General features: G+C 38.6%; 21 protein-coding genes. 7 read left to right on the forward strand and 14 right to left on the reverse strand.

The window, feature by feature from the left end; genetic code table 11:
- Positions 1-341: 341 nt before the first annotated feature.
- The 13 genes from U1E44_RS08125 to U1E44_RS08185 all read right to left on the reverse strand — a co-directional run bounded on the left by U1E44_RS08125 (position 342) and on the right by U1E44_RS08185 (position 12,594).
- Positions 342-746 (reverse strand): hypothetical protein, encoded by a 405-nt coding sequence (locus U1E44_RS08125; RefSeq protein ID WP_322930569.1) that lies wholly within the window; start codon positions 744-746, stop codon positions 342-344.
- 112 nt (positions 747-858) lie between these two features.
- Complete coding sequence (locus U1E44_RS08130; RefSeq protein ID WP_322930570.1) at positions 859-1,560, reverse strand: DUF6090 family protein; 702 nt, start codon at positions 1,558-1,560, stop codon at positions 859-861.
- A gap of 540 nt (positions 1,561-2,100) precedes the next feature.
- The gene (gene tnpA / locus U1E44_RS08135) at positions 2,101-2,562 is read right to left on the reverse strand and encodes an IS200/IS605 family transposase (protein WP_322930571.1); all 462 of its coding nucleotides are present in this window, start codon (positions 2,560-2,562) and stop codon (positions 2,101-2,103) included.
- 10 nt (positions 2,563-2,572) lie between these two features.
- Positions 2,573-2,797, reverse strand: a complete 225-nt coding sequence (locus tag U1E44_RS08140; RefSeq protein WP_322930572.1) for a hypothetical protein — start codon at positions 2,795-2,797, stop codon at positions 2,573-2,575.
- An 8-nt stretch (positions 2,798-2,805) separates the two neighbouring features.
- Entirely contained in the window at positions 2,806-3,534 is a 729-nt protein-coding gene (locus U1E44_RS08145) for a DUF6090 family protein (protein WP_322930573.1), read from the reverse strand.
- On the reverse strand, positions 3,531-4,247 hold the full coding sequence (locus tag U1E44_RS08150; protein ID WP_322930574.1) for a DUF6090 family protein: 717 nt from the start codon (positions 4,245-4,247) through the stop codon (positions 3,531-3,533). Before U1E44_RS08150 ends, U1E44_RS08145 begins: the two co-directional genes overlap by 4 nt.
- Before the next feature lie 10 nt (positions 4,248-4,257).
- Positions 4,258-4,458 carry a hypothetical protein gene (locus U1E44_RS08155; RefSeq protein ID WP_322930575.1) on the reverse strand — a complete coding sequence of 67 codons (201 nt, stop codon included), beginning with the start codon at positions 4,456-4,458 and terminating at the stop codon, positions 4,258-4,260.
- A 285-nt stretch (positions 4,459-4,743) separates the two neighbouring features.
- The gene (locus U1E44_RS08160) at positions 4,744-5,526 is read right to left on the reverse strand and encodes a DUF6090 family protein (RefSeq protein ID WP_322930576.1); all 783 of its coding nucleotides are present in this window, start codon (positions 5,524-5,526) and stop codon (positions 4,744-4,746) included.
- A gap of 499 nt (positions 5,527-6,025) precedes the next feature.
- Positions 6,026-7,546, reverse strand: a complete 1,521-nt coding sequence (locus U1E44_RS08165) for a hypothetical protein (RefSeq protein WP_322930577.1) — start codon at positions 7,544-7,546, stop codon at positions 6,026-6,028.
- 125 nt (positions 7,547-7,671) lie between these two features.
- Positions 7,672-9,606 carry a M14 family metallopeptidase gene (locus U1E44_RS08170; RefSeq protein ID WP_322930578.1) on the reverse strand — a complete coding sequence of 645 codons (1,935 nt, stop codon included), beginning with the start codon at positions 9,604-9,606 and terminating at the stop codon, positions 7,672-7,674.
- Positions 9,607-9,785: 179 nt separating this feature from the next.
- On the reverse strand, positions 9,786-10,349 hold the full coding sequence (locus U1E44_RS08175; protein WP_322930579.1) for a carboxymuconolactone decarboxylase family protein: 564 nt from the start codon (positions 10,347-10,349) through the stop codon (positions 9,786-9,788).
- A 47-nt stretch (positions 10,350-10,396) separates the two neighbouring features.
- A complete protein-coding gene (locus tag U1E44_RS08180) occupies positions 10,397-10,975 on the reverse strand; it encodes a TetR/AcrR family transcriptional regulator (RefSeq protein ID WP_322930580.1) in 579 nt (192 codons plus the stop codon).
- 419 nt (positions 10,976-11,394) lie between these two features.
- Positions 11,395-12,594 carry a heparan-alpha-glucosaminide N-acetyltransferase domain-containing protein gene (locus U1E44_RS08185; protein WP_322930581.1) on the reverse strand — a complete coding sequence of 400 codons (1,200 nt, stop codon included), beginning with the start codon at positions 12,592-12,594 and terminating at the stop codon, positions 11,395-11,397.
- 116 nt (positions 12,595-12,710) lie between these two features.
- On the opposite strand from U1E44_RS08185, the gene U1E44_RS08190 reads away from it, so the two are divergent.
- From U1E44_RS08190 to U1E44_RS08220, 7 genes are all read left to right on the forward strand, one after another.
- Positions 12,711-13,262 carry an NADPH-dependent FMN reductase gene (locus tag U1E44_RS08190; RefSeq protein ID WP_322930582.1) on the forward strand — a complete coding sequence of 184 codons (552 nt, stop codon included), beginning with the start codon at positions 12,711-12,713 and terminating at the stop codon, positions 13,260-13,262.
- Positions 13,263-13,266: 4 nt separating this feature from the next.
- The gene (locus U1E44_RS08195) at positions 13,267-14,577 is read left to right on the forward strand and encodes an anthranilate synthase component I family protein (protein ID WP_322930583.1); all 1,311 of its coding nucleotides are present in this window, start codon (positions 13,267-13,269) and stop codon (positions 14,575-14,577) included.
- A gap of 50 nt (positions 14,578-14,627) precedes the next feature.
- Positions 14,628-15,935, forward strand: a complete 1,308-nt coding sequence (gene tilS / locus U1E44_RS08200) for a tRNA lysidine(34) synthetase TilS (RefSeq protein WP_322930584.1) — start codon at positions 14,628-14,630, stop codon at positions 15,933-15,935.
- Positions 15,932-17,899: a protein-disulfide reductase DsbD family protein gene (locus tag U1E44_RS08205; protein WP_322930585.1), complete on the forward strand. Its 1,968-nt coding sequence runs from the start codon at positions 15,932-15,934 to the stop codon at positions 17,897-17,899. Before tilS ends, U1E44_RS08205 begins: the two co-directional genes overlap by 4 nt.
- A 140-nt stretch (positions 17,900-18,039) precedes the next feature.
- Positions 18,040-20,436: a penicillin acylase family protein gene (locus tag U1E44_RS08210; protein ID WP_322930586.1), complete on the forward strand. Its 2,397-nt coding sequence runs from the start codon at positions 18,040-18,042 to the stop codon at positions 20,434-20,436.
- 193 nt (positions 20,437-20,629) lie between these two features.
- Entirely contained in the window at positions 20,630-22,165 is a 1,536-nt protein-coding gene (locus tag U1E44_RS08215) for a YifB family Mg chelatase-like AAA ATPase (RefSeq protein WP_322930587.1), read from the forward strand.
- Between the two features lie 256 nt (positions 22,166-22,421).
- Entirely contained in the window at positions 22,422-23,495 is a 1,074-nt protein-coding gene (locus U1E44_RS08220; RefSeq protein ID WP_322930588.1) for a Fic family protein, read from the forward strand.
- 384 nt (positions 23,496-23,879) lie between these two features.
- Here the strand turns inward: U1E44_RS08220 and U1E44_RS08225 are convergent, their stop codons facing one another.
- Positions 23,880-24,392 (reverse strand): hypothetical protein, encoded by a 513-nt coding sequence (locus tag U1E44_RS08225; RefSeq protein ID WP_322930589.1) that lies wholly within the window; start codon positions 24,390-24,392, stop codon positions 23,880-23,882.
- Positions 24,393-24,448 lie beyond the last annotated feature (56 nt).

Genomic DNA, 24,448 nt, shown 5'->3' on the forward strand with positions numbered 1-24,448 from the left:
TTACCGAAGGCATAACATAAAAACCCAGTTCGATGGTATGATCTTGCCTCGTACTACACCTACAAATGGCGTCAAAATCTATCCTAGGCTATCCTAACTCCAATGTAGAAAACCCGCTCTTGCCTGTCCGGCAGGCAGGCTTTAGGGTTGGGGCAAGGTTCTTGGTCATCAAAATCCCGGTAACTGCGAAGAAAATTTCACAGATGGTGTATTTAAGGCACGTGCCTACCGAAGTTTTTGCGAAGGCGGGATTTGCGGTTTTCCCTTGTTCAAGCGATTTTTGTCGGATTTTTCAAAAGAATTTAACATGATTTTCAATTTTAATTGTCCCGTTATGGACTTTATCTTGGTAGCAAATGGGAATTGTGTTGTTTGCATGTGCCTTTGGGTACATTATATATTTCGTACCTAAAGGCACGAGGGTGTAATGCCTCATTGTTTGTTTCTACCCATGTTTTGTCCCTAACGGGACATAAAATGGTTCTGTCAATTACCACAAGCACAATTTCGCCAACGCCATATTTAAGGTACGTGCCTAACAAGGCTTTTGCGAAGGCGGGATTTGCGGTTTTCCCTTGTTCAAGCGATTTTTGTCGGGTTTTTGAAAAGAATTTAACATGATTTTCAATTTTAATTGTCCCGTTAGGGACTTTATCTTGGTAGCAAATATGTTTGGTGTTGTTTGAATGTGCCTTTAGGTACATTATATATTTCGTACCTAAAGGCACGAGGGTGTAATGCATCATTGTTTGTTTCTACCCATGTTTTGTCCCTAACGGGACATACAACGGTTTTACCTTGTTCAAGAAGTTTTTTACGGATGCCGTATAAGGTTTTCATATAAGGTTATTACCTTTCTTATGGAATTAAAGCCACCAGTTCATCGATTTGAACAATAACGCTTTTTACATAATTTCGGGCCGCGTTATAATTGTCCCTGTTTAAAATTAAAATCCGGACTACATTGGTGTGTTCAAAAAAGTGATCCATGGAAGTTACTTTTACGTACGTTTTAAATTTGAAATCGGTAATATGATCCCTCATTAGGGGCAACCATTCTTCGTTAAAGGACAGCTCAATATCCCCCATTGCCTTTACCGTATGATTTATTTTATCGTCATAATACTGGCCCAGTTGATGCCTTAATTCGGTGTCAGAAACAATATCCAGTCCCTTGGACTTCAGTACCTCGTAGGAGTTGGTTATGGGCTGAAAACGATCAAACTGTGCCACATGACCCAACCAATACGGAATACTGTCTGGAAAAGAGTTCCTATGCGCTACTATAATGAGCTTATTAGATGAATTATACGCCATTTCAAAGTTTCCGGCTATCGTTACCAATGCTTTTTTATCCTGTAGTAGGTTTTCCTTGATCTGTGTTAGAATCTCGTTTTCAAACACCTTGTTTTTCTTAACCTCATTCCAGGTATTCACTTGCAAGGCAATCAGAATCCCAATGACGACTAATATTATTTCTCCAATGGCATAGGCTAAATAGCGTGTCACCTTATTTTGCTGAAGGAGTTTTTTGCGAATGTTACGAAAGAATTTGATCATTGTTTTCTATTTTAATTGTCCCGTTAGGGACTTTATCTTGGTAGCAAATATGTTTGGTGTTGTTTGATTGTGCCTTTAGGTACATTATATATCTCGTACCTAAAGGCACGAGGGTGTAATGCATCATTGCTTGTTGCTACCCATATTTTGTCCCTAACGGGACATACAACGGTTTTGCCTTGTTCAAGGAGTTTTTTGAGGATGTTGCGGAAGAATTTTAACATGATTTTCAATTTTAATTGTCCCGTTAGGGACTTTATCTTGGTAGCAAATATGTTTGGTGTTGTTTGATTGTGCCTTTAGGTACATTATATATCTCGTACCTAAAGGCACGAGGGTGTAATGCCTCATTGTTTGTTTCTACCCATGTTTTGTCCCTAACGGGACATACAACGGTCTTGCCTTGTTCAAGGAGTTTTTTGAGGATGTTGCGGAAGAATTTTAACATGATTTTCAATTTTATTTGTCCCGTTAGGGACTTTATATTGGTAGCTTTTTGGTGTGTTAAAATGTTTTTGTGCCTTTAGGTACATGATAAAATCATTCAATTGGTTTAAATATATAACGTTCATCAAATTCAATATGGAATTCTTTCAATAATTGTAAATATTCCTCTTGAAATGTTTTGGATTTATGATGAAGCTCCTGGTTTTTGATGTAATTAATTACGTAAGGAACTTCTACTTTGGAATATGAAAATGCACCAAACCCCGATTGCCACGAAAATTTTCCGGGTACAATTTTTTTGCTGTTGATCCATTTTGAAGAATCTTGTTTTATTTGCTTCATCAAATCGGAAAGCGATTGTGTGAGCCGCATCCCAAAAAGAATGTGAATATGGTCTGGCATTCCGTTTATCTGCAATACTTTATGGTCGTGGTTTTGGATGATGCCCGTGATGTACTTAAACAGTTCGTCCTTCCATTCATTTTTAATGAGACTTTGCCTGTCTTGCACCGCAAAAACGGTTTGGATATGTATTTGTGTATAAGTGTTTGCCATTATTGCGTGTTTATATTTCGTACCTAAAGGCACGAAGATGTAATGCATCCTTGTTTGTTTCTAACCATTTTATGTCCCTAACGGGACATAAAATGGTTCTGTCAATTACCACAAGCACAATTTCGCCAACGCCATATTTAAGGTACGTGCCTGCCGAAGCTTTTGCGAAGGAAGGATTGGTAGTCTTCCCTTGTTCAAGCAATTTTTGTCGGATGTTGCGGAAGAATTTTAACATAGTATAATCTATTTTAGATCATTTAATTCTCGATCTACAGCTTCTAGTAACTTTAGGTTAGTTGTGCTAAATGAGGACAGTGTTTTTAACGTACCTATATTATTATCTCGAAATGGGATCAATTCGGTCAATAAATCATCTTTAAAAGCAGGATCGTGAATGTCTTTTACAATAACCTTTACTTCTTTATCCAGCATTTTAAAATGTCTTTTCAGTCTTGGTGCACCTTCAAAAATATTAATGAAAAATGATTCTATATCCTTAATGCTATGTTGTGCTTTATTCTGTTCATATTCATAATATCTGGAGAGCTGGGTACTTAATTCTCTGTTGGAGAGTTGCAGCGAAGAAAACTTAAGCATTTCGTAGGCATTTCCTATTGGATAATACCTTTCAAAAGTGAACGCCCAGGCAAGATGGATACTGATGCTATCTTCATGCATAGTGCCCTCAGGCACGTAAGATAGTATGCCATTAATGGCAATAGCAGCTTTTCTCCTTTTTTGAATGATCTCATCAATGATAGACTTATCTTCTATTAAATTGTTGCGCAGCTCCGCGAGAAGGTAAATTTCATAATTTTTATTTTTTGAAGATTCATTCCAGGTATTGATTTGTAGGGCAATCAAAATACCAATGACCACCAAGAGGATTTCGCCGATAGCGTAGAAGAAGTAGTTGCTAACTTTGTTTTGATCTATAAGTTTTTCTCGGATGTTGCGGAAGAGTTTTATCATTGGAGGAGTTCTTTTTCAATAGTTGTATTTGTGTTTTCCATTACTTTTAGAGTTGCTCTACTGAAATTAATAAAAATGGTTTTTTCAGCAGTTATATGGGTTAGGTGATTTAAGAATAAAGCAGAATTTTTAATTTCATTAAAATTATTGGGTATTCTGGAACCGTCTTCTAAGGTTTCTAAAAACGCATTAAAAACGACATTTGAATCTAAAAACATTTGTTTTTTCAAATCCATCATTTCGGCTGTTGTGGCATACTCAAAATCGTACAAGAAAACAATTTGTGATTTTAAGTTGTCGTTTTGGATGATTTCAAGACCTTTGGACATTAAGGCTCGGTAACCCATTTTCTTTGGAAAAAAGAGATCGTATCTATTAATGTCTTTAAACTTTTTACTGTATTCTGGTAGGTAATTAGATGCACTGTCCTTTAAAATGGTAATTAATTGTTGATTGGATGCAACGGCTGCGGCTTCCGTTTCTAACATTCGATTTATGGCTACAATATCTGTTTTCAAATCGTTATTAATTGCTTGAAGAATTTTTTGTTCAATGAAGCGTTCTTTTCTGTTTTCATTCCAATTATTGATTTGTAAAGCGATCAAAATACCTATCACAACAAGCACTATTTCACCAATGGCATACGCCAGATATTGAGTGAACCGATTTTGAGAAAGGAGTTTTTTGCGGATGTTTCTAAAGAGTTTGATCATATTTCAGGTATTATACCACGCTCGCCCTAGCCCGCCAAAGGCTGGTGTCTACGCTTAAATTGTGCATATTATCTTTAGAAAACCCACCCCTGCCTGTCCGGCAGGTAGGCTTTAGGGTTGGGGCAAGGTTTTCGGCAATCAAAATACCTATAAATACTAAAACAATTTGGTCAAAGGCGTATTTAAAATATTTGGATGTTTTGTTTTCCATAATTAAGTTTTGACGAATGTTACGAAATAATTTGATCATTGTTTTCAATTTTAATTGTCCCGTTAGGGACTTTATCTTGGTAGCAGATATGTTTGGTGTTGTTTGATTGTGCCTTTAGGTACATTATATATCTCGTACCTAAATGCACGAGGGTGTAATGCCTCATTGTTTGTTGCTACCCATGTTTTGTCCCTAATGGGACATACAACGGTCTTGCCTTGTTCAAGGAATTTTTTGAGGATGATTTCCGGCCGGAGAGGCAGGTTGGGGAAGCGTTTTAACATGTCAATTCGTATTTAATTGCAAGTTAATTTCATGCAATAGCAATTCTGCGCTATTAGTATCTGTTTGAATAGTAAATTTGTTTGTTTTTGCCTCAATAATTCTTAAAGTAACTGCATTGACTATTTCATATTCTTTTGAAGGAATAGCTAAATTATTTTTGAAGGTTGAGCTTAATTGGGCTTCAATAAGTTCGTAGTTTACTTTTTCTGATTTCATAAAAAAGTTTTCTTGTTGGATGATTAATGAAGACTTAATAAATGGAAAAATATGCCTGTAAAAAACTTCATGATTATTACTTTTTACCGCTTCCTTACTGGCTTCAGCGTTTTGATAGTATTTAATAATGTCTGATCTAAGCGATTTTTCTTTAATCAAATTGAATTGCCCAGTTGAGTTTAATTCGTTGAAAGTAGTAGTAACACTTGGGAAAGGTATCGAATACATCATAAAACTCAATTTTGTATTAATACTATCTATATCCAGTAAATTGCCCTTTTTACCGAAGTCTACCAAAATGGCTTCGCCTTTGTCAATTATCATTTCATAAATTCTACTACTGTTTTTGAATTGTTCTATCTGTGTCTCTAAATCATTTTTAATACCAACAAGATATTCATGTTCTTTAGTAGTGTTTGCCCTATTTTGATTCCAAGTATTGATCTGCAATGCAATCAAAATCCCAATGACAACCAACAGGATTTCACCTATGGCATACGCCAGATATTGAGTGAACCGATTTTGAGAAAGGAGTTTTTTGCGGATATTACGGAAGATTTTTAGCATTGTAATTCTATTTTAATTGTCCCGTTAGGGACTTTATCTTGGTAGCAGATATGTTTGGTGTTGTTTGATTGTGCCTTTAGGTACATTATATATCTCGTACCTAAATGCACGAGGGTGTAATGCCTCATTGTTTGTTGCTACCCATGTTTTGTCCCTAATGGGACATACAACGGTCTTGCCTTGTTCAAGGAATTTTTTAAGGATGATTTCCGGCCGGAGAGGCAGGTTGGGGAAGCGTTTTAACATGGTTGGTTGGTTTTGGTGATTCTATAAAAACGGTAACGGAATACTTTTTGCAAAAGACGAAATTTTTACTCAATAATCGAGATATAAAAACGCCCATACTTGCTTGTCATTGCTCTTCCCGAATGTACCGGCAGGAATGGCTAAGCAGTTTTCGAAACTTAATGTTAAGTTCTTTTTAGTACCTAGGTGGCTTATACCGAGGTCGTTTTTCCTAAAATAATACTGTACAAAAGAATTTAGGTTCCGTATTTCTTTACAACCGCTCAGCATTGGCCAAACCTTGTAGCGTAAGTGCTCTTTTCGGATTTTTTGCCAAGGTGAACTTGTATTGCGTCATGGCTTCCGTTTTTCTATTATTTTGTAGTAACCATTCGGCATATAGTTCGCGTGGTGGTTTTTGAATGTGCGGAGGCCCATAACTATAACTGATGCTTTCTTCCAGCGCAATGGATTCTAGGAAATGTGTTTCCGCCAATTCTGAATTTTTTTGCAGTGAAGCCTGTAACGCTTGTAGTTGGTGTTGGCGAATTTGGGATTCTATTAGATCTGTTTGTGTAGCTTCATCGCGACTTAAGGCCGAACAGAGTTTTACTCCGGTATTAGAAACGATGTAGGATTCCCTTTTGTAATCTTGTTCCATGGTGGTTATAATACTATCTAACTGAGTGGCATTTCCTTTAGCGTAGGCTTTAAATCCCTCTAAAAAAAGATATTGTGAACGGATGGATACATTTAGATCCATAATATCTACTGGGATATCGGCTATCTCGCTCTGCCATTCATTGGTTTCTACCAAATAGGTACCTTTTAGAAACACCAAATGAGATCGGCCTCTTTTTGAAGGTTTTTCTGAAGCGTATTGGGTCATTTCTCTCACCATTTGTTGTGCTTCTTGGGCATTTCCTTTTTGCAAGTACCCGTATTCTAACCAATGAAAAGCATGGTAACCACGGGCATCGTTGTCTAATTTTTTTCGTTCCATACGGTTTAAACTCGCTTGGTACGAATTGATATTTGAAGATACCACCTCGTCCCACATACCCATAGCTACGTAAATATGAGAGGGCATGTGTAGTGCATGACTGGCATCCGGTGCTACTTTGGCATAGGCATCTGCTGCATCTAAAGCCAGCGTGGCATGCTCCGGGTCGTCATAGGAATGAATAAGATAGTGTAATGCCCCGGGGTGATTGGGATTTTCTTTAATGATACTTTGGGCGATTAAAGCACCTTTTCCGTAGCGCTCATCGTCTCTACCCTCTGGCACTGAACCCAACAGGGAAAGGGCATAAAAGGCCGTAACTTCATGGTTAGAAGGATATTTTAGGGATAGTTCTTCCATAAAATTGGCATAGGCAACATCCCTATCGGTTTTGGGGGTGTTGGGCTGGTATAGAAAGTGCACGGCTCGTATTAAATCCCTTTCTAATTCCGTGGTTTGGGTGTTAAGATCTATGGCCTCTAGTGGCATTAAAGCCGCTACGCCTTCTTCATAATCTTGTTCGGACCATAACGGATGGTTATGGGTCATGGCTTCGCCCCAATACGCCATAGCCATTTGGGGATCTTCTTCTTGGGCAGCTTTAAAGGCTTCTCGGGCATCCTGATATTCAAACGAATGTAGGAGCAACAGCCCTTTTTCAAAAAGAGGTAGCGCTGAGGCTTTACCGCTAATTTCAATAGCTACAACGCCCAAATAGGCCTTATGCGGTTTGTTTTCTTTACAGGAAAGGCATATTACTATGCAGAGTACAACAGGAGCAAGGCGTTTCATTTAATGCGTTTTTAGGATCTATAGGCCAAAGGCTTAGATAAATATACTGTTTTTTAGACCGTTTTTAAAATAATAAATTCAATACCAGACGGATACACAAAATTCCCAACTACCAATCAGTGCTTTTAATCGGAACTAACATCGCCCAAAATAACTTCTTTTTCAATATAACCACCACGGGTAGATAGCACTTTTAATTTTCCTTTAGCACCCGAAATACCATTTAATTGCACCTCGAAGCTCGCTTCTTTCGACTCCCCGGGATTGGTGTAGCCTAAATAAAGTGTTTTGTCGAATAGGGCAGGGGAGGTGATTTTTATTTTAGCTGTGGAACCACCTTTTGCGAGGTCTTTGTCAAATTCTAATTGTAAGCGGTCTTCTTGTACTATTTTTACAAGTTGTGCCTGTTTCAGTGCTACAGGAAGTTTTCCGGTGTTGGTTATTTTTACCTGAATGGTATAGGTGTTTTTATCTTTCTTTTTGATAGCTAGGTTGTCCAGAGTAATTTGGGGTAAATCGAACGCCATGGCTAAATTGAATAGAGCCTGTTTTTTTGCCCAATTTTCCAGTTGCCAAGGAGGTCCGTTTTGACCAAAGAATTTAGGATGAAATCCTCCCAGTTCAACGTTACCTAAGGTGGGATGATCAAAGGCTTCCCATTCCCTGAAGCCTTTACCGTCATTTTCGGCATCGTCCCATTGCAGGGCGTCATAATCGTCATATTCCCCATCGTTGTTATAATCTTTCATGGCACCATTATTCCATAGTTCGTCGCCATACCAAATTGCTCCAAGATAGAAATACCCAAAATCAGGCCCATGGCCAAATAATGGACTTGGTTTGGAAGGATCACCGGTGTATCGATTAATTTTAAAACGGGTGTTATAGGTTTCATACACATCGCCGGCCCAGGGATATCCGGTAAAACTCAATCCAATTTTGTCGTATTTTTTATAGAGTTCCAAATCTTCCGGATACATTCTATCGGTGCTTTTGGATGTGGATGGTGGTCGCAGATGCATAGGGATCCGTGTATCCATAGAATTGGCTACGGAGATATTGGGATGTGTTAACATCCACATGACCACCGATTTGGATTCGGGTTCGCTTAGAGGATACGCTCCGGCACCATTTTGAGTGTAGCCTCTGCCGGTAAGATCGCCACCCTTATCTGGTCGCCAATTTTCAAGATAATTCCGATGTAAATCCAGTCCGCCAATACCATCTTCGTTGTACTTTCCATCGCCGTCATTGTCAATACCTTCAGTATGAACGATCCAGTCTCCGCCTTCAGGCACTCGTTTCATTAACCGACCCGAAGGGTCTCTTGGGTCTAAAATATGAGTTGCCTCTTCACTTTCATTTGGTTTTCTGCGAATCTGATAAATAATACCATCACCATCTAAATCTTCAGCCTCATCTTCGTCGAATAAGCTATCATTATCATTGTCGTGAGGCCTTACGGTGCTACGATTCATCTGTGCAGTGTGCAAGTATAAATTAGATCCGTCGGGATTGTTTTGCGGACGTAGATAAATGGTTTTAGTATCTATAAGCTCGGTAATTTTTTTATCTTTTCCGTAGTTTTCCAGCAGATGCTGCGTGAGCCATAACACGGACTCGCTTCCGGTTATTTCCCCACTGTGTCGTCCTCCTTCAAAAAAAGCAGCCGGTTTATCAGTATCTTTCCCTGTTTTTTTGTTGGTGATGGTCATTTGTAATATGGGTCTGCCTTCAAAACTTTCGGCAACTTGATAAAGATCTACAATCTCTGGGTATTTTTCTGCCCAATGCCGATACCAATAGTACATCACATCTACGGTATGGTAGGTGTCAAATGTAAGCTTTTCACTGGGTAAATAGGTGACTTCCGGGTGCTTGTGTTGCTTAAAAAAGCTGACCCCATGCCGCTCGCCTTTTACAGTATACCAAAGACTGTCTTTGTCAGATTCTGGCCAAACAGGAGTGTTTAGGGGGCGATACCCTTGCGCCATGAGGAGCGCACCGAAAAAGAATGCACCTATTGAAAAACGTAAAGACTGAAAGCAAGTTTTGCGCATGAATCCGAATTTTATGTGTTTAGTTTTAAAAGTACGGAATTTGAATTAATTACAGAAATGGGCTTTCAACAAAACCCGGTACGATACACAATTGCTACACATCTGGCAAGAGCTACAACAAAAAAAGCATCTCCAAGTGTAACCTTAGACATGCTTTTTTAAGGAAGGTTGCTAAAGTTCTAAATCAGTTGTGTTTTTAAATCGGCAAATACCGGTTCCAGTTCCACATGCAGTGCATCACCAAATTTGCTCACCATAATGTAGGCTGTAATGGTGTAGACAATTTCTACAATTTGTTGCTCGGTCCAGTGTGCTTTTAATCTTTTCCATAAATCTTCGCTTACTCTGTTGGCATCGTCGCGAATTTGTAGTGTTAGATCTAAGATTGCCCTTTCCCCCTCATTAAAATGCGGACTGGTTTGGTACGTAAGTCCTTTTAAATCGGCTACTTTTTCATCGGGAATACCCAATCGTCTGGATACTACTTCGTGTTGCGTAACACAGTACTCGCACTCATTTTCGAGAGTCGATTTTAGGATGACCAACTCCTTAGTTTTCCAATCTACATACCCATCCTGAAGGATTTCCATAATAAAATCGGTCATAGGAATACACAGATTGGGCACTACACCCCAAGCTTTGAAAATGTTCAATAACATTTCAAAACGTTCGGTTGATTTGGTGTAGCTTGCCTGCAATTCGGGTGAGGCTTCTTCAAATTCTACTAATTTTACGCGTGCCATATAATTGTTTTTAAAAGTTACTATTTAATGTGGTTGACGTGGAATGGTCATTGAATCGATTTCATGGCAACATCTACAAAATCTTGCAATTGGGATTCGTCCAAAATTTTGGTGGTAACGGCCAATCCTTCGGTACAACCTACAAGATAATTGGCATAGCGAACAACATCGGCGTTTTGGCTGAGTTCGCCACGTTCCTTACTTTTATGGAGTAGTTGCAGAAAGGCATCCTTTAACATTGTAAAAAATAATTGCAGGGCCCGGCGCACCTCTTTGTCCGTTGTCCCCATGTCCATCGCCGTATTAGCCATCAAACATCCATTGGGTGTTTTACCCGTCTTTACGGACTGTATAAAGGCATTGAAAAAATGACGTATATCTTCTAAAGCACCTTCCGACTGCACTAAATGAGATAGAAAAATGGATTTAATTTGAAATTTATAGTGGTCTAAGACTTTTAAAAAAAGGCCTTTTTTACTTCCAAAAGTAGCGTAAATAGAGAACTGATTAATACCCATGTCCGTTTCCAATTGACGCACCGAAGTGCCTTCATACCCGTGCAACCAAAAAGTATGCATGGCCTTTTGGATCACCTCGTGTTCTTCAAATTGTTTTTTTCGCGGCATGATCAAATCTAAGCATTCGCTTTGATAAATGCAAGAAATTAACATTTCTTATTTAGAGCACAACGGAACCTGATTTTGGTTTTTGGCAATTTGCCTCATAGCCCACGGTTTAAACCGTGGGCTATGGAATATAAACGCAACTATTTTTAATGGATTTAACCATTTATAAAGACTAGTTTAAAAAACCTTACATTTCGTTGGTTCCTTATGTGAAGACTAAAATTTTATATACGTACAATATCTCTTAGTGGTTCTACTATAGACATCGCAAATTTTAGATGTAGTAAGCCTAGAAGCAACTAAATGATAGGGTTGAATATTTTCCTGACTTGTTAAAGCAACACGAAAAAAGACCACGAAAACAGTTGATTAACTTCTAAGTGGATTTAAAAATTACCGGGTACCTAAAATTGAAAGGTTTAGTTTTCTGCAATACCAAATAATCGCATCAAGGTTAGCCTCAATTTAAGTAACTGTTCTTTACATAGTACCAAAGTGAAGTGATACCAAGGCTCGACTAAAATCCAACTTTGTTTTAGCGCCAAGGAGATATGCCCTTTCAGGGTGTCTTTGTTTTTTTCAAATTGCAATGCGCTATAGGTGCTAAGTACAATAAAAACGAAGGCACCCGGAATTACGAAGGAAGGGGATAAGGAGTGGTTAAAGAATCGATATAACCCTAATCCGGTGAAACTACCATACAGCAACATAAAATGGATCACGTAGATAGAAAGCGTGCTTTGCCCTATTTTTAGCAAAGTACGGTTCATTAACAAGCGGTTAAGTAGCATAAATACTGCAAAGACGATCAGCACGTTGCCTAAGCGAATAAAGAGGTAGTTGTTGTAATACACCTCAGAAAATAGGCTTAGTCCTGTAATTTGGGACAGTCCCAAAAAGAATCCCGAAGAATAATAGATAAGAAGACCACCAAGTGCACTAAAGCCGGCAATAGCAGCTGGATACAGATAACGATACTCTTTATATTTTGTAAAACCTAAGGATAAGAAGGCGCCAAAACTGGCGTAACCAAACCAAGGAATTATGGTAAATACAGAGCCATTGGCCTTTGTAAAATAATTGGCAATTAACTGAGGCAAATACGAATGAGAAAAAGTCTTGTAAAAAGGTTCTAAAACAAATAACACTATAGTGATACCAACTAACACAATCGGAAAAAGGGATTTATTCTTCCTAGTAATAGTTAAGACATATAGCGCTACTATTCCTAAAATTGAGAGACCAATACAATGCAAGACATCAACTAAATAAAAGGCATTATAAAGCTGCCCTTGCAGCAGTCCGGTAAAGTTTAAACGGAGTAAGTACCCAATAAAAAGCAACTGAAGTCCTCTTTTAATACCCTTTTCTACTCTTGGGTTATCCATTCCTATTTTATCGCCTTTTACCAACAAATAAGTAAAAATAAAACCCGAAACCGTAAAGAAAACAGGAGCCGTAATACCTCTAAAGTATTTCCAAATGGCAAAGGTAAGATTGGTATTATCCCTAAAGGCATTATCTAAAAGACCATCTACAAAATGCCCTTGAAGCATCATTAGGATGGCCCAAGCTCTCATGGCATCGATAAAATATAATCGGTAATTGGTTCGCTCCATAGTGAAAATAAACTACCCTATATACTTGTTTAACAGTCTTTTTGGATGTTTGAAGCCGCAAAATTAATCAAAATCGCTGGAAATCAATCTTTTTTGGGTTATTTTCGTTAAATATTATGATACCTCAGTCCATGGCACACATTCTTGCTTTTGCCGGAAGTAATTCTTTAACTTCCATAAACTATAAACTGTTAAAATTCACTACAACGTTACTTCAGCCACATCAGGTAAAACGTAAAGATATGGCTCAATTTTCGGTGCCTATGTACAGTGCAGATGTCGAAAAAAATGAGGGTTTTCCTGAGGTTATTGTTGCTCTTAAAGAGGATATTACAGCCGCTAGTGCTTTGGTACTTTCTGTAAATGAGCACAATGGAAATCCGTCGGCCTATTTTAAAAATGTAGTGGATTGGCTTTCGAGATTAGATAAAAATTTCTTGGAGGGAAAACCGATTTTTTTAATGGCCACTTCTCCCGGAAAACAAGGAGGGTCCAATGCTTTGGAAGTCGCAAAAAAGATGTTAACCCATTTTGGCGCACGAATTGTTACCACTTTTTCATTACCTTCCTTTAACACCAATTTTGACCCCGATAAAGGCATTATAGATCGTACATTAGCACATGAGCACAAAAGAGGGGTAGCCCTATTTCTTACAAATATAACATAGTGGTTTGCGGGTTATTGGTTCCTTTGCGGTAGATGATATTGATAAGTTTAAACAGCAATTGCTACGCTGGAGTACGCAATTTACCCATGTAGTTTGGTTAGATAGTAACAGCCATAAAGACAACTATAGTTCGTTTGATGCCCTTTTAGCTGCCGATGCCGAGAGCTATAGTTTGGCAGAAGCGCAAGGTGGATTTACCCAGCTAGAGGCCTACAAAAATAGGGTCAACGATTGGATTTTTGGCTATCTCACCTATGATCTTAAAAATGATTTGGAAGCACTTACTTCAAAAAATTTCGACGGTCTTCAATTTCCGAGCCTCTGCTTTTTTCAGCCCAAACGACTTATACTTCTAAAAGGGAATACGGTTATTTTTCAGTATTTGAAAGACGATACAATAGAGATAGTACGGGATTTTAAAGCTATTTGTGGTATCGAGGTTATGGATACCCAACCAAACAAGAAAAAACAACCTGCGAAGGCCATTAAAATTAAGCTGAGAATTTTTAAAGAGGAGTACTTTAAAAGAGTAGAAAAAATTCTTGCTCATATTCATAGAGGCGATATTTATGAGCTTACCTTTTGCCAAGAATTTTATGCCGAGAATACGGCAATAGATCCTTTGAAAACATTTAAAAAATTAAACGCCATTTCCCAGACACCTATGGCGAGTTATGTAAAAATAAATCAGCATTTTGTGCTTTGTGCTTCACCGGAGCGGTATTTAAAAAAAAAGCACGACTTAGTGCTATCTCAACCTATAAAAGGAACTGCTAGGAGGAGTGATAACCTCATGCAAGATCGCATAATGAAGCGCACCTTAGAGTCCGATCTTAAAGAGCGTACAGAAAATATCATGATTGTAGATTTGGTGCGTCACGATTTTTCTAAAAGTGCCTTAAAGGGAAGCGTAAAAGTAGATGAGCTCTGCACCGTACGTACCTATAAACAAGTGCACCAAATGGTTTCTACTGTTTCCGCTATAGTATCACCTCAAATAAATCCAATAGACATACTAAAACACACATTTCCCATGGGAAGCATGACCGGAGCGCCAAAAATTTCGGCAATGCAAATTATTGAAGCTCAGGAATCTTTTAAAAGGGGATTATACAGTGGGGCAATCGGCTATTTTAGCCCGGAAGGCGATTTTGATTTTAATGTAGTTATCCGAAGTATATTGTATAATGCCGCTACAAAATATGTATCCTTTTCGGTAGGAAGTGCCATAACAGCCATGGCTTCGCCGGAAAAAGAATACGAAGAATGCTTGCTAAAAGCCAAGGCCATGCGCGAAGTGCTCGAGAATGAATAGCGCTGTCTTTACCCCGATAAATTACAACCAACTTTACGTACTTTTGTAGCGTGACGGAAGAATTTGAAAACCATATACAATCGCAATTTCCGGAATTGCAAGAAAACACCTTTCTGTTAGCCTGTAGCGGGGGTATAGATAGTGTGGTGTTGGCTCATTTGTGCGCTAAAATGCACTTAAAATTTGCGATTGCACATTGCAATTTTGGATTAAGAGACTCCGAAAGCAATGCCGATGAGGCATTTGTAAAAACTTTAGCAAAGAATCTAACTACGCCAATTTATGTAACACATTGCAATACAGTTGAGTATATGCAACAAAACAAGGTCTCTGTGATGGTGGCTGCCCGCGAATTGCGCTACGCCTGGTTCTACAAAATCATGGAAGAACATGGATTTAAAACATTGGTTACGGCTCATCAAGCCGATGATGATCTGGAGACCTTTCTCATTAATTTGTCGCGAGGCACGGGAATTCAGGGACTAATAGGAATACCGCAGCGCACGGCACGTATTAGTCGCCCGCTGCTAAAATTTTCAAGAGCAGCAATTGCAGCCTATGCCAAGGCGCATCATATTTCTTGGCGGGAAGATAGCAGTAATGACAAAACGGTCTATGTAAGAAACAAAATAAGGCACGAAATTATTCCAAACCTTAAAGAACTACATCCGAGCTTTTTGGAGAATGTGGACAAAACCCGGCATTATTTAGTTCAGACGCACATCATTGTAGAAAAACATATACAAGATCTTCGAAATGCGCTTTGGCAAATTGAGGCTCACTGTGTTAAAATTTCCATTGCGTCCTTAGAAAAATTAGAACCTTTGGATGCGTATATTTACCAACTTTTTAAACCGTACGGGTTCACGGCATGGAAGGATGTTATTGGTCTTCTAAGTAGCAGTAGTGGTAAAGAAGTACATTCCAAAACCCATCGTTTAATTAGAGACCGGCATGTGCTACTCTTAGCAGAAATTAAGCCTGTACAAAATCAAATCTATTATGTAGAAGAAGGACAATCTCATGTAGAATTCCCTGTAAAACTTCAAATTTCTGAAGTAGCGTCTTTACATAATTTTTCCGATGATACACTTTATGTAGATCAAAAAGCGTTAAAGTATCCCCTGTCTGTAAGAAAATGGCAAAGAGGCGACTATTTTTATCCTCATGGAATGCGTCATAAAAAGAAGCTTTCCAAATTTTTTAAGGATGAAAAATTTAGTGTTTTTGATAAAGAACGGCAGTGGCTTTTGTGCTCAGAAAACAAAATTGTTTGGATTATAGGACGCCGTAGTGATGATCGTTTTAAGGTTACAAAAGACACGTTAAAAATTATGAAAATTACCTGTATAGAATGAAAAAACTTATTTGTTTTTCCCTGCTTCTTGCGTATAGTTTAGTTGGATATGCCCAATCGGAAGAAAATCCGGTCGCCTGGTCGCATGAGGTGCAACAGATATCTGAGAACGAATACGAGTTAATTTTTAAGGGCGATATTCTTAAAGATTGGCATGTGTATTCTTTACATACCGCAGAAGGAGGATCACTCCCAAGTGAGTTCACTTTTGAAAAAGCTGGAGAGGATTATGAGTTGATCGGAGAAACACTAGAGAGCGAAACCATAACCGAGTACAGCGATATTTTTGAAGTTGAAGAAACTTTTTTTAAAGACCTTGCCGAATTCCGGCAACGCATAAAAGTACTAAACCCTGAAGTAGACATCGTTACTGTAGAACTTTTTTATCAAGTCTGTAAAGAGGTCTGTATTCCAAAAGACGAGGTTTTTACGATTTCGTTGAAGGGCGAGACAGTAGTCGTTGAAGACAAACAAGTCGATGCCCGAAGTGCCGCCCTAAGCAAAGCTCTTGTTCTGGATTTAAAGAATAAACAAGATCTTAATGCCGCTGGTTCAGGAACTGATAACAAAGGCAAATCAGGCCTTTGGGTAATTTTTGGATTGGGATTTTTGGGTGGCCTTATTGCGCTTTTAACGCCTTGCGTGTTCCCCATGATTCCGCTTACTGTTTCTTTTTTTACAAAACAATCGGGGACTAGAGCCAAAGGGATTTCGAATGCATTGTTATATGGGTTTTTTATAGTACTCATATATTTTTTATTGAGCCTTCCCTTTCATTTGTTCGATTCTATAGATTCTCAGATTTTAAATACCATAGCAACCAATGTCTGGCTCAATGTATTCTTCTTTCTCATTTTTGTGTTTTTTGCATTTTCCTTTTTTGGGTATTATGAGTTAACATTGCCTAGTTCATGGGCCAATAAAATGGATGCTGCCTCCGGTAAAATAGGAGGAGCCTTGGGCATCTTTTTTATGGCGGTTACCTTGGCCATCGTATCCTTTTCCTGTACGGGACCTATTTTGGGCGGTCTTCTGGGCAGTACCACCTTATCTGATGGCGATGTAGCAAATAATTTATCGGCCGGAATGCTCGGTTTTGGTTTGGCATTGGCACTGCCATTCGCACTTTTTGCCTTATTTCCGGCATGGCTAAATTCGCTTCCCAAGTCGGGCGGTTGGATGACCACCGTAAAAGTGGTACTCGGTTTTCTGGAATTGGCACTTGCCCTAAAGTTCCTTTCAAATGCCGACTTAGTAGGGAATTGGGGCTTCTTAAAAAGAGAGTTATTTTTAGGTATATGGATTCTCCTTTTTCTTCTTATGGCCTTGTACCTTTTTGGTATGATCCGATTTCCGCACGATAATCCGCAACAAAAACTATCGTGGCCTCGAAAAGGTTTAGGTGTTTTATCGGCGTTGTTTGCCATATATATGCTCTCGGGCTTGTTTAAATTTTCCGATTTAAAATTGTTGAGTGGTTTTCCGCCGCCCGATTTTTACAGTATAACAGCACAGGAAAATGACTGCCCTTTAGGGATTCAATGTTTTAAAGACTTTGAAATGGGCTTGGCCTACGCCAAGGAACAACAGAAACCAATATTACTCGATTTTACAGGATGGGCTTGCGTCAACTGTAGAAAAATGGAGGAGACCGTCTGGAGTGAACCCGATATTTACCCTATAATTAAAGATAATTATGTACTTATTTCATTGTATATTGATGATCGAAAGGCGTTACCGGTAGAGGCTCAGTTCAACTTTAAATATGATTCGGGGCGCATCAAAAAAATAAAAACAGTTGGGGAAAAATGGGGTACTTTTCAAACGTTGAACTTCAATGCGGCCTCACAACCGTATTATGTATTGCTTTCCCCAGATTTGGAAATCCTTAACACAGCCATACAATATGTAGATCGGGATACCTACAAAGAATGGCTGGAGGTAGGTTTGTCTAATTTTAAATAGCAAGATCCCTCGGCGTACTCGTTTTTAGCGCTTCTTAAAATTCCAAAAGAGCTTTTTTGTTTTATCTGTATCAAAACATCCTTTTCAGCTTGTTTTTTATACCCTAAATTTCCATTACCTTTAGCTTTAAAAGTGATCTTGTGAAACGAATAAAGAAAATAGGATGGCTACTTCTAGCCCTAATAATCTTGGTTGTTGGGGGTTTGTTTATTTTTATAAACTCACTGAAACCCTCGTATAACGGCAAAAAACAACTACAAAACCTCTCTGATGAGGTGGAGGTATATTTTGATACCTACGGAATTCCTCATATTTACGCTTCAACAGAAGTGGATGCGTTTAAAGCGTTGGGTTATGTACATGCCCAAGATCGCTTATGGCAAATGGAATTATTACGGAGGGTGGGAAGTGGCGGACTTTCTGAAGTGTTTGGGGCAGATTTAGTACAGACAGATCAATTTTTATTAACCTTGGGCATTGATGATGCGTCTCAAAAAGCAGTAGCGGCTTTAGATCCAAGTAGTCCAACCGCGATCATGGCGGAAAGCTATCTCAGTGGTGTTAATGAATTTATTGCCACAGGACCAACGCCCATTGAGTTCTACCTAACGGGGCTTAAAAAGAAGCCCTTTGTCCTTACCGATATCTATAATGCGGTGGGCTATATGGCCTTCAGCTTTGCGATGGCTCATAAGACCGATCCTTTATTGACATCCATAAAGGATATATTAGGACCGGACTATCTTAAAGATTTGGAAGTAGATTCAGATCCCAATACCACCTATATCCAAAGTTTTGATAAACAAAACGATAGTTTGTCTAATACCGCCATAGAAAAATTAATAACCGAGGTATTGGCACCGCTTCCTGTACCTCTGTTAGAAGGAAGTAACGGTTGGGTAATTGGCCCTGAAAAAACCAAAAACGGGAAGGTTATTTTTGCCAACGATCCCCATATTGGTTTTGCACAGCCATCGGTATGGTATGAGGCTCATTTAAGCACCCCAACGTATGAGAAATACGGATACCATTTGGCAGGAATTCCATTCCCTTTATTAGCACATGATCGCAAATTGGCCTATGGTCTTACGATGTTTGAAAATGACGATGTCGATTTCTACTATGAGACTATAAATCCCAAAGACAGCACCCAGTATGCCACGCCCAACGGATGGGCTTCGTTTGAAGTAATTTCTAAAACCATAAAAGTGAAGGACGCAGCCGACGTGGTGTTCACATTTAAAAAAACAGAGCGCGGGGCGGTACTTAATGGCATTGCAAATCAGATTGAAGGAGAGCGACCCATCACCATGTCTTGGATGTATACGAAGTTGGACAATAAGGTTATGGAGGCGATGTATGGTATGAGTCATGCCAATACCTTACACGAATTTCAAAATGCCATGCCACAGATTCATGCGCCAGGGCTAAATATTATGTATGGTGATGCAGAAGGTAATGTAGCTTGGTATGCAGCAGCACAATTATACCGGATGCCCGATAGCGTGCATACGAAATTTATTTTGGACGGTAGCAGTGGCACACAGGAAGCCTTAGAATTTTTAGATTTTTCTTATAATCCAAAAGCTGTTAATCCTCCTTGGCATTATGTGTACTCAGCCAATAATCAGCCCGATACTATTGCGGGTCGTCTCTATCCGGGGTATTATCTTCCGGAGAATAGGGCAAAACGCACTGTAGAACTCATCGAATCAAATTGCAGTTGGGATATGGAGGCAAGTCGTATTATGATCACCGATGTGGTTTCAACGGTAGATCCTATGGTTGTAGATGATTTAGCGCGCTCCATAGACGTAAAACGCCTATCGCCCATGCAAATTGAGGAGTTGGATAAATTGAACCAATGGGGCGGTGAATACAATTTAGAAAGTTCGGAAGCAACGATTTATAATCGATGGATTTATTTTTATCTGAAATACACCTTTGAAGACGAATTAGGAGAAGATCGATTTCAACAAATGTTAAATACGCATTTCTTAAAGCGATTGATTGCTCCTATGGCTGATAAAGAGTATTCTATTTGGTGGGATGATGTAACTACGGAAAACGTGATAGAAACTAAAAAAGATATTGTAAACAGGTCTTTCGGGGAGGCTATTGCCTCGTTAGAAAAGGATTTTGGAGGTCAAATGTCCAATTGGAATTGGGGAAAGGTGCATACGCTAGAGCATGCACATCCCATTGGTCAAATAGACGCCTTACGTTCCTTTTTTAATGTAGGTCCGTTTCCTATAAATGGGGCAAGAGAAGTTATCAATAATTTAGGTTTTCCGTATGATGCCACTGGCAGGTATAGGGTAAATTCTGGGCCATCTACGCGAAGAATTGTTGATTTTTCCGATATCGAAAATAGTATTAGCATCTTACCTACCGGGCAGTCGGGGAATCCTTTTAGTCCCCACTACAAGGATCAGGCAACGATGTACATCAATGGTGAATTTCGTAAAATGATGCTCAACAAGGAAGAAATTAAACGCACTTCGCCCAACCTTCTGCGCTTTCAATCTAAAAAATAATTTATATTTTTAAATATAGTAAAGACGTTATTACTGCTAGTTTTTGTTGATACTTTTTAATGTCATGCAGGTGTAGCAGCTATGTTACTGCACAAGTGCTCTAAAGAGTAATGAAGTGCATGGGGTAAATTCATTTTGTTGTTAGGATTAAAGTTTAGAAAAAAACTTTAAATTTAACGCAATTCATAAGGTTATGCTTACAAAAGTTTTCGGAAGTGCTGTTTTTGGAGTGGAGGCAGCCACTATTACCGTTGAGGTAAATGTAGATAAAGGGATAGGGTATCATTTAGTAGGACTTCCTGACAACGCCATAAAAGAAAGTAATTTCCGTATTGCGGCCGCTTTGCAAAACAACGGCTATAAAATTCCCGGTAAAAAAATAACTATAAACATGGCGCCTGCAGATATGCGAAAGGAAGGATCTGCTTACGATCTTACGCTGGCATTGGGGATTTTGATGGCTTCAGAGCAAATAAAGTCAGAAAACATAGCGCAATACATTATAATGGGTGAGTTGTCTTTGGATGGCAGTCTACAGCCCATAAAAGGAGCATTGCCCATTGCAATAAAAGCACAGCAAGAGGGGTTTAAGGGTTTTATTTTACCCAAAGAGAATGCCAAGGAAGCCGCTATCGTGGAAGATTTTGAAGTCTATGGTATTGAGAATATTACAGAAGTCATCCATTTTTTTGATAGGGGAACACCATTAGAACGAACCGTTGTAGACATTAAAACAGAGTTCTACAAAAGTCTGGATTTCCCTGAGTTCGATTTTTCCGATGTTAAAGGTCAGGAAAGCATCAAACGTTGCATGGAAATTGCCGCTGCCGGCGGACATAATATTATATTAATTGGGCCTCCTGGTTCGGGTAAAACCATGTTAGCCAAAAGATTACCCTCCATTTTACCTCCAATGACCTTACAAGAAGCCTTGGAAACCACTAAAATTCACAGTGTGGTGGGTAAGATAAAAAATATGGGAATCATGAGTCAGCGCCCGTTTCGGAGTCCACACCATACCATATCCGATGTAGCCTTGGTCGGTGGGGGAGCGTACCCCCAGCCGGGAGAGATTTCGCTTTCCCATAACGGCGTGTTATTTTTAGACGAATTACCGGAATTTAAGCGTGGGGTTTTGGAAGTAATGCGGCAACCTTTGGAAGACAGAGAAGTGACCATTTCGCGGGCTAAGTTTACCGTAACCTACCCGAGTAGTTTTATGTTAGTAGCAAGTATGAATCCCAGTCCGGGAGGCTATTTTAATGATCCTGATGCACCTGTAACATCCTCTCCGGCCGAAATGCAACGCTATTTGGGGAAAATTTCGGGTCCCTTGTTAGATCGTATCGATATACATATCGAAGTGACTCCGGTGCCTTTCGAAAAACTATCCGAAGAACGAAAAGGGGAGGGCAGTCTTGAAATTCGTAGGCGGGTAACCGCTGCCAGAGAATTGCAAACGCATCGTTTTGCGGCATTAGAAAATGTACACTATAATGCCCAAATGAGTACCAAACAAATTAGACAATATTGTAAACTGGACGAGGCTTCCCTTCAGTTGCTCAAAAATGCTATGGAGCGCTTAAACCTTTCTGCCCGAGCCTACGACCGTATTTTAAAGGTAGCCCGTACCATAGCCGACTTAGAACAATCCTCAGAAATTAGTGGCACTCATATCGCAGAAGCCATACAGTATCGCAGTTTGGATAGAGAAGGTTGGTTAGGGTAGTAGGGTGTAACTAATGTGTAAAAACAAAAATCCCTGAAAATCATACGATTAACAGGGATTTGATACTAATTGATATCATTCATCAATATTTTAAGTTAAAGTCTTTCGATAGCACGGAAGGAAGTATCATTAAAATCATATACAAGGGCAATTTTTACTCTCGTATTTAATACGAGAGTAATTTTTTGATATATTTACACTCGTATTAATATCGAAGGCGTTTTGTGCCCTCTATAATAAATTAAATAGTGAAATAATGTACAACCCAGAGATACCGTACAATGATTTACCCCTATTGCCTCCACCCAAGGAAGTAGAGAGCACGGCAATACTTAAAAAAACAATTACGGCAAGTAGGGCTTTATCAGAGTTAAAAGGAGCGATAACCAATCTACCAAACCCAAGACTCTTTATTGATACGATCAACTTACAAGAAGCACGGGCAAGTTCTGCAATAGAAAATATTATTACAACACAAGATGAGCTTTTTAAAGCCTCTATTGCTGATAAAAAAAATCATAACCCTGCCACAAAGGAAGTGATTCATTACAAGGATGCATTATGGTATGGACTAGAGCAAATAAAGAAAAGACCACTACTTACTACAAATCTCTTTATAGAAATAATGCGTATACTCAAAGAGAATGGGTCTGGTATTAGAAATGCTCCTGGTACCCAGTTAAAAAATCCAGCAACAAATAAAGTGGTATATACCCCACCAGAAGGAGAAAATGTAATTAGAGAAAAATTAAAAAACCTAGAAGATTTTATTCACGCTGAAGATGATATAGACCCTTTGGTAAAAATGGCAATTATTCATTATCAATTTGAAGCAATACACCCATTTTTTGATGGTAATGGCCGTACAGGTAGAATCATACTTTTACTATATCTGAAGTTTACCGATTTATTAGATTTACCCGCACTCTATTTAAGCATATACATTATAGAACACAAAGACCAATACTATGCTAACCTTCGTAAAGTAACCGAGGATGGAAATTGGAAAGATTGGATTTTATACATGTTGGATATGGTAGAGCAAACAGCATCTAGAGGAAGGAAACAAATAGCAGAAATAGAAAAATTAATGAATGAAATAGGGGCAGAAATTCAAGAAAAATTACCGGGAATGTACACAAAAGATTTATTGGAAGTGTTGTTTAAATTACCCTATACCAAACGAAACCAGTTAGAAAAAGCAGGTTTGGGAAATTTAAAAACAGTTGGTAATTATTTAAAAGAATTAGAAAGTAATGGCTTCCTTAAAAGTGAACAAGTTGGGAAAGAAAAGCTATACCTCAATTTTAGATTATTAGAAGTATTATAGGATAACACAACTGTTAAAATGAATTTGTAATCCTATTTGTTGACGTTTTATTTAGGATCAATTGGTTTTGTTTACTATCCTAAAAAACAAAAATCCCTGAAAATCATACGATTAACAGGGATTTGGTTCTAATTGATACCCTAAAAAGTCGGGGTGGCAGGAAGCCAACCATATACTATTATTAGCCTATATATCAATCAGTTAAAGAATCCAAAACCTCACCTGTTAGCCGAATTGTTGACAGAATAAAAATGTACTTAAAGTGAAGTGCTTTACTTTCTGACAGTATAAATATAAACTATCTTTTTGTTTAAAGAGGAATCTTTTCTACATAAATAGAACATGAGAATAAAATTATAAATTGTTGTACCTATGCATTTTTACCTATTGCTGATGCTGCAAAAAAACAACAGCCTCTAGGTTTTCCTGCCTCCGCTGTAGGCTTTTCTCCTTTTTAAATCCGATATGCACAATCGCACCGTAGCTGCCTTTTTGCTCCAGATGATACAGGGTTTTTAAGATAGCGGTATATCCTCCTCGTAAACCAAATCGATACGTCTCTGTAAAAGTTGCGTCCTTTTCTGCAATTAAAGGTTGTTTAAAATCCAAGACCTGAACTCCATTTCTTTGGACCTCCTCGTTAAGCGTTTTCAGCAAATTGTGCTGAAACGAATGACTCCCAAATTCCCTTCGTGCTAATAAAGAATCATAGTAGATCTCCTTTTGCGTCAATCGGATCATTTGCTCAGGGATGTGTTGTACAGAAGCCACCTGCATTTCCAAATCTTTATACTCGTGCCAAACCGTAACGGTCTTCTGCAATGCCATTTTATAACTGCAAAAGAGCATCAATAGGATACTTCCAAGTAACAATTTGTTTTTAAGGTCCAATTTCATGTTTTAGGTATTTATAATTTTTTAATGCTTAAAAATAACATCCATATCGTCGCTCC

Origin of the sequence: Aurantibrevibacter litoralis (genome assembly GCF_034651555.1) — a bacterium.
GTDB lineage: Bacteria > Bacteroidota > Bacteroidia > Flavobacteriales > Flavobacteriaceae > Aurantibrevibacter > Aurantibrevibacter litoralis.

Coding starts and splice junctions, on each gene's coding strand:
- U1E44_RS08125 (WP_322930569.1), bottom strand. CDS start 746: ATGATGCATTACACCCTCGTGCCTTTAGGTACGAAATATATAATGTAC.
- U1E44_RS08130 (WP_322930570.1), bottom strand. CDS start 1,560: ATGATCAAATTCTTTCGTAACATTCGCAAAAAACTCCTTCAGCAAAAT.
- tnpA (WP_322930571.1), bottom strand. CDS start 2,562: ATGGCAAACACTTATACACAAATACATATCCAAACCGTTTTTGCGGTG.
- U1E44_RS08140 (WP_322930572.1), bottom strand. CDS start 2,797: ATGTTAAAATTCTTCCGCAACATCCGACAAAAATTGCTTGAACAAGGG.
- U1E44_RS08145 (WP_322930573.1), bottom strand. CDS start 3,534: ATGATAAAACTCTTCCGCAACATCCGAGAAAAACTTATAGATCAAAAC.
- U1E44_RS08150 (WP_322930574.1), bottom strand. CDS start 4,247: ATGATCAAACTCTTTAGAAACATCCGCAAAAAACTCCTTTCTCAAAAT.
- U1E44_RS08155 (WP_322930575.1), bottom strand. CDS start 4,458: ATGGAAAACAAAACATCCAAATATTTTAAATACGCCTTTGACCAAATT.
- U1E44_RS08160 (WP_322930576.1), bottom strand. CDS start 5,526: ATGCTAAAAATCTTCCGTAATATCCGCAAAAAACTCCTTTCTCAAAAT.
- U1E44_RS08165 (WP_322930577.1), bottom strand. CDS start 7,546: ATGAAACGCCTTGCTCCTGTTGTACTCTGCATAGTAATATGCCTTTCC.
- U1E44_RS08170 (WP_322930578.1), bottom strand. CDS start 9,606: ATGCGCAAAACTTGCTTTCAGTCTTTACGTTTTTCAATAGGTGCATTC.
- U1E44_RS08175 (WP_322930579.1), bottom strand. CDS start 10,349: ATGGCACGCGTAAAATTAGTAGAATTTGAAGAAGCCTCACCCGAATTG.
- U1E44_RS08180 (WP_322930580.1), bottom strand. CDS start 10,975: ATGCCGCGAAAAAAACAATTTGAAGAACACGAGGTGATCCAAAAGGCC.
- U1E44_RS08185 (WP_322930581.1), bottom strand. CDS start 12,594: ATGGAGCGAACCAATTACCGATTATATTTTATCGATGCCATGAGAGCT.
- U1E44_RS08190 (WP_322930582.1), top strand. CDS start 12,711: ATGATACCTCAGTCCATGGCACACATTCTTGCTTTTGCCGGAAGTAAT.
- U1E44_RS08205 (WP_322930585.1), top strand. CDS start 15,932: ATGAAAAAACTTATTTGTTTTTCCCTGCTTCTTGCGTATAGTTTAGTT.
- U1E44_RS08215 (WP_322930587.1), top strand. CDS start 20,630: ATGCTTACAAAAGTTTTCGGAAGTGCTGTTTTTGGAGTGGAGGCAGCC.
- U1E44_RS08220 (WP_322930588.1), top strand. CDS start 22,422: ATGTACAACCCAGAGATACCGTACAATGATTTACCCCTATTGCCTCCA.
- U1E44_RS08225 (WP_322930589.1), bottom strand. CDS start 24,392: ATGAAATTGGACCTTAAAAACAAATTGTTACTTGGAAGTATCCTATTG.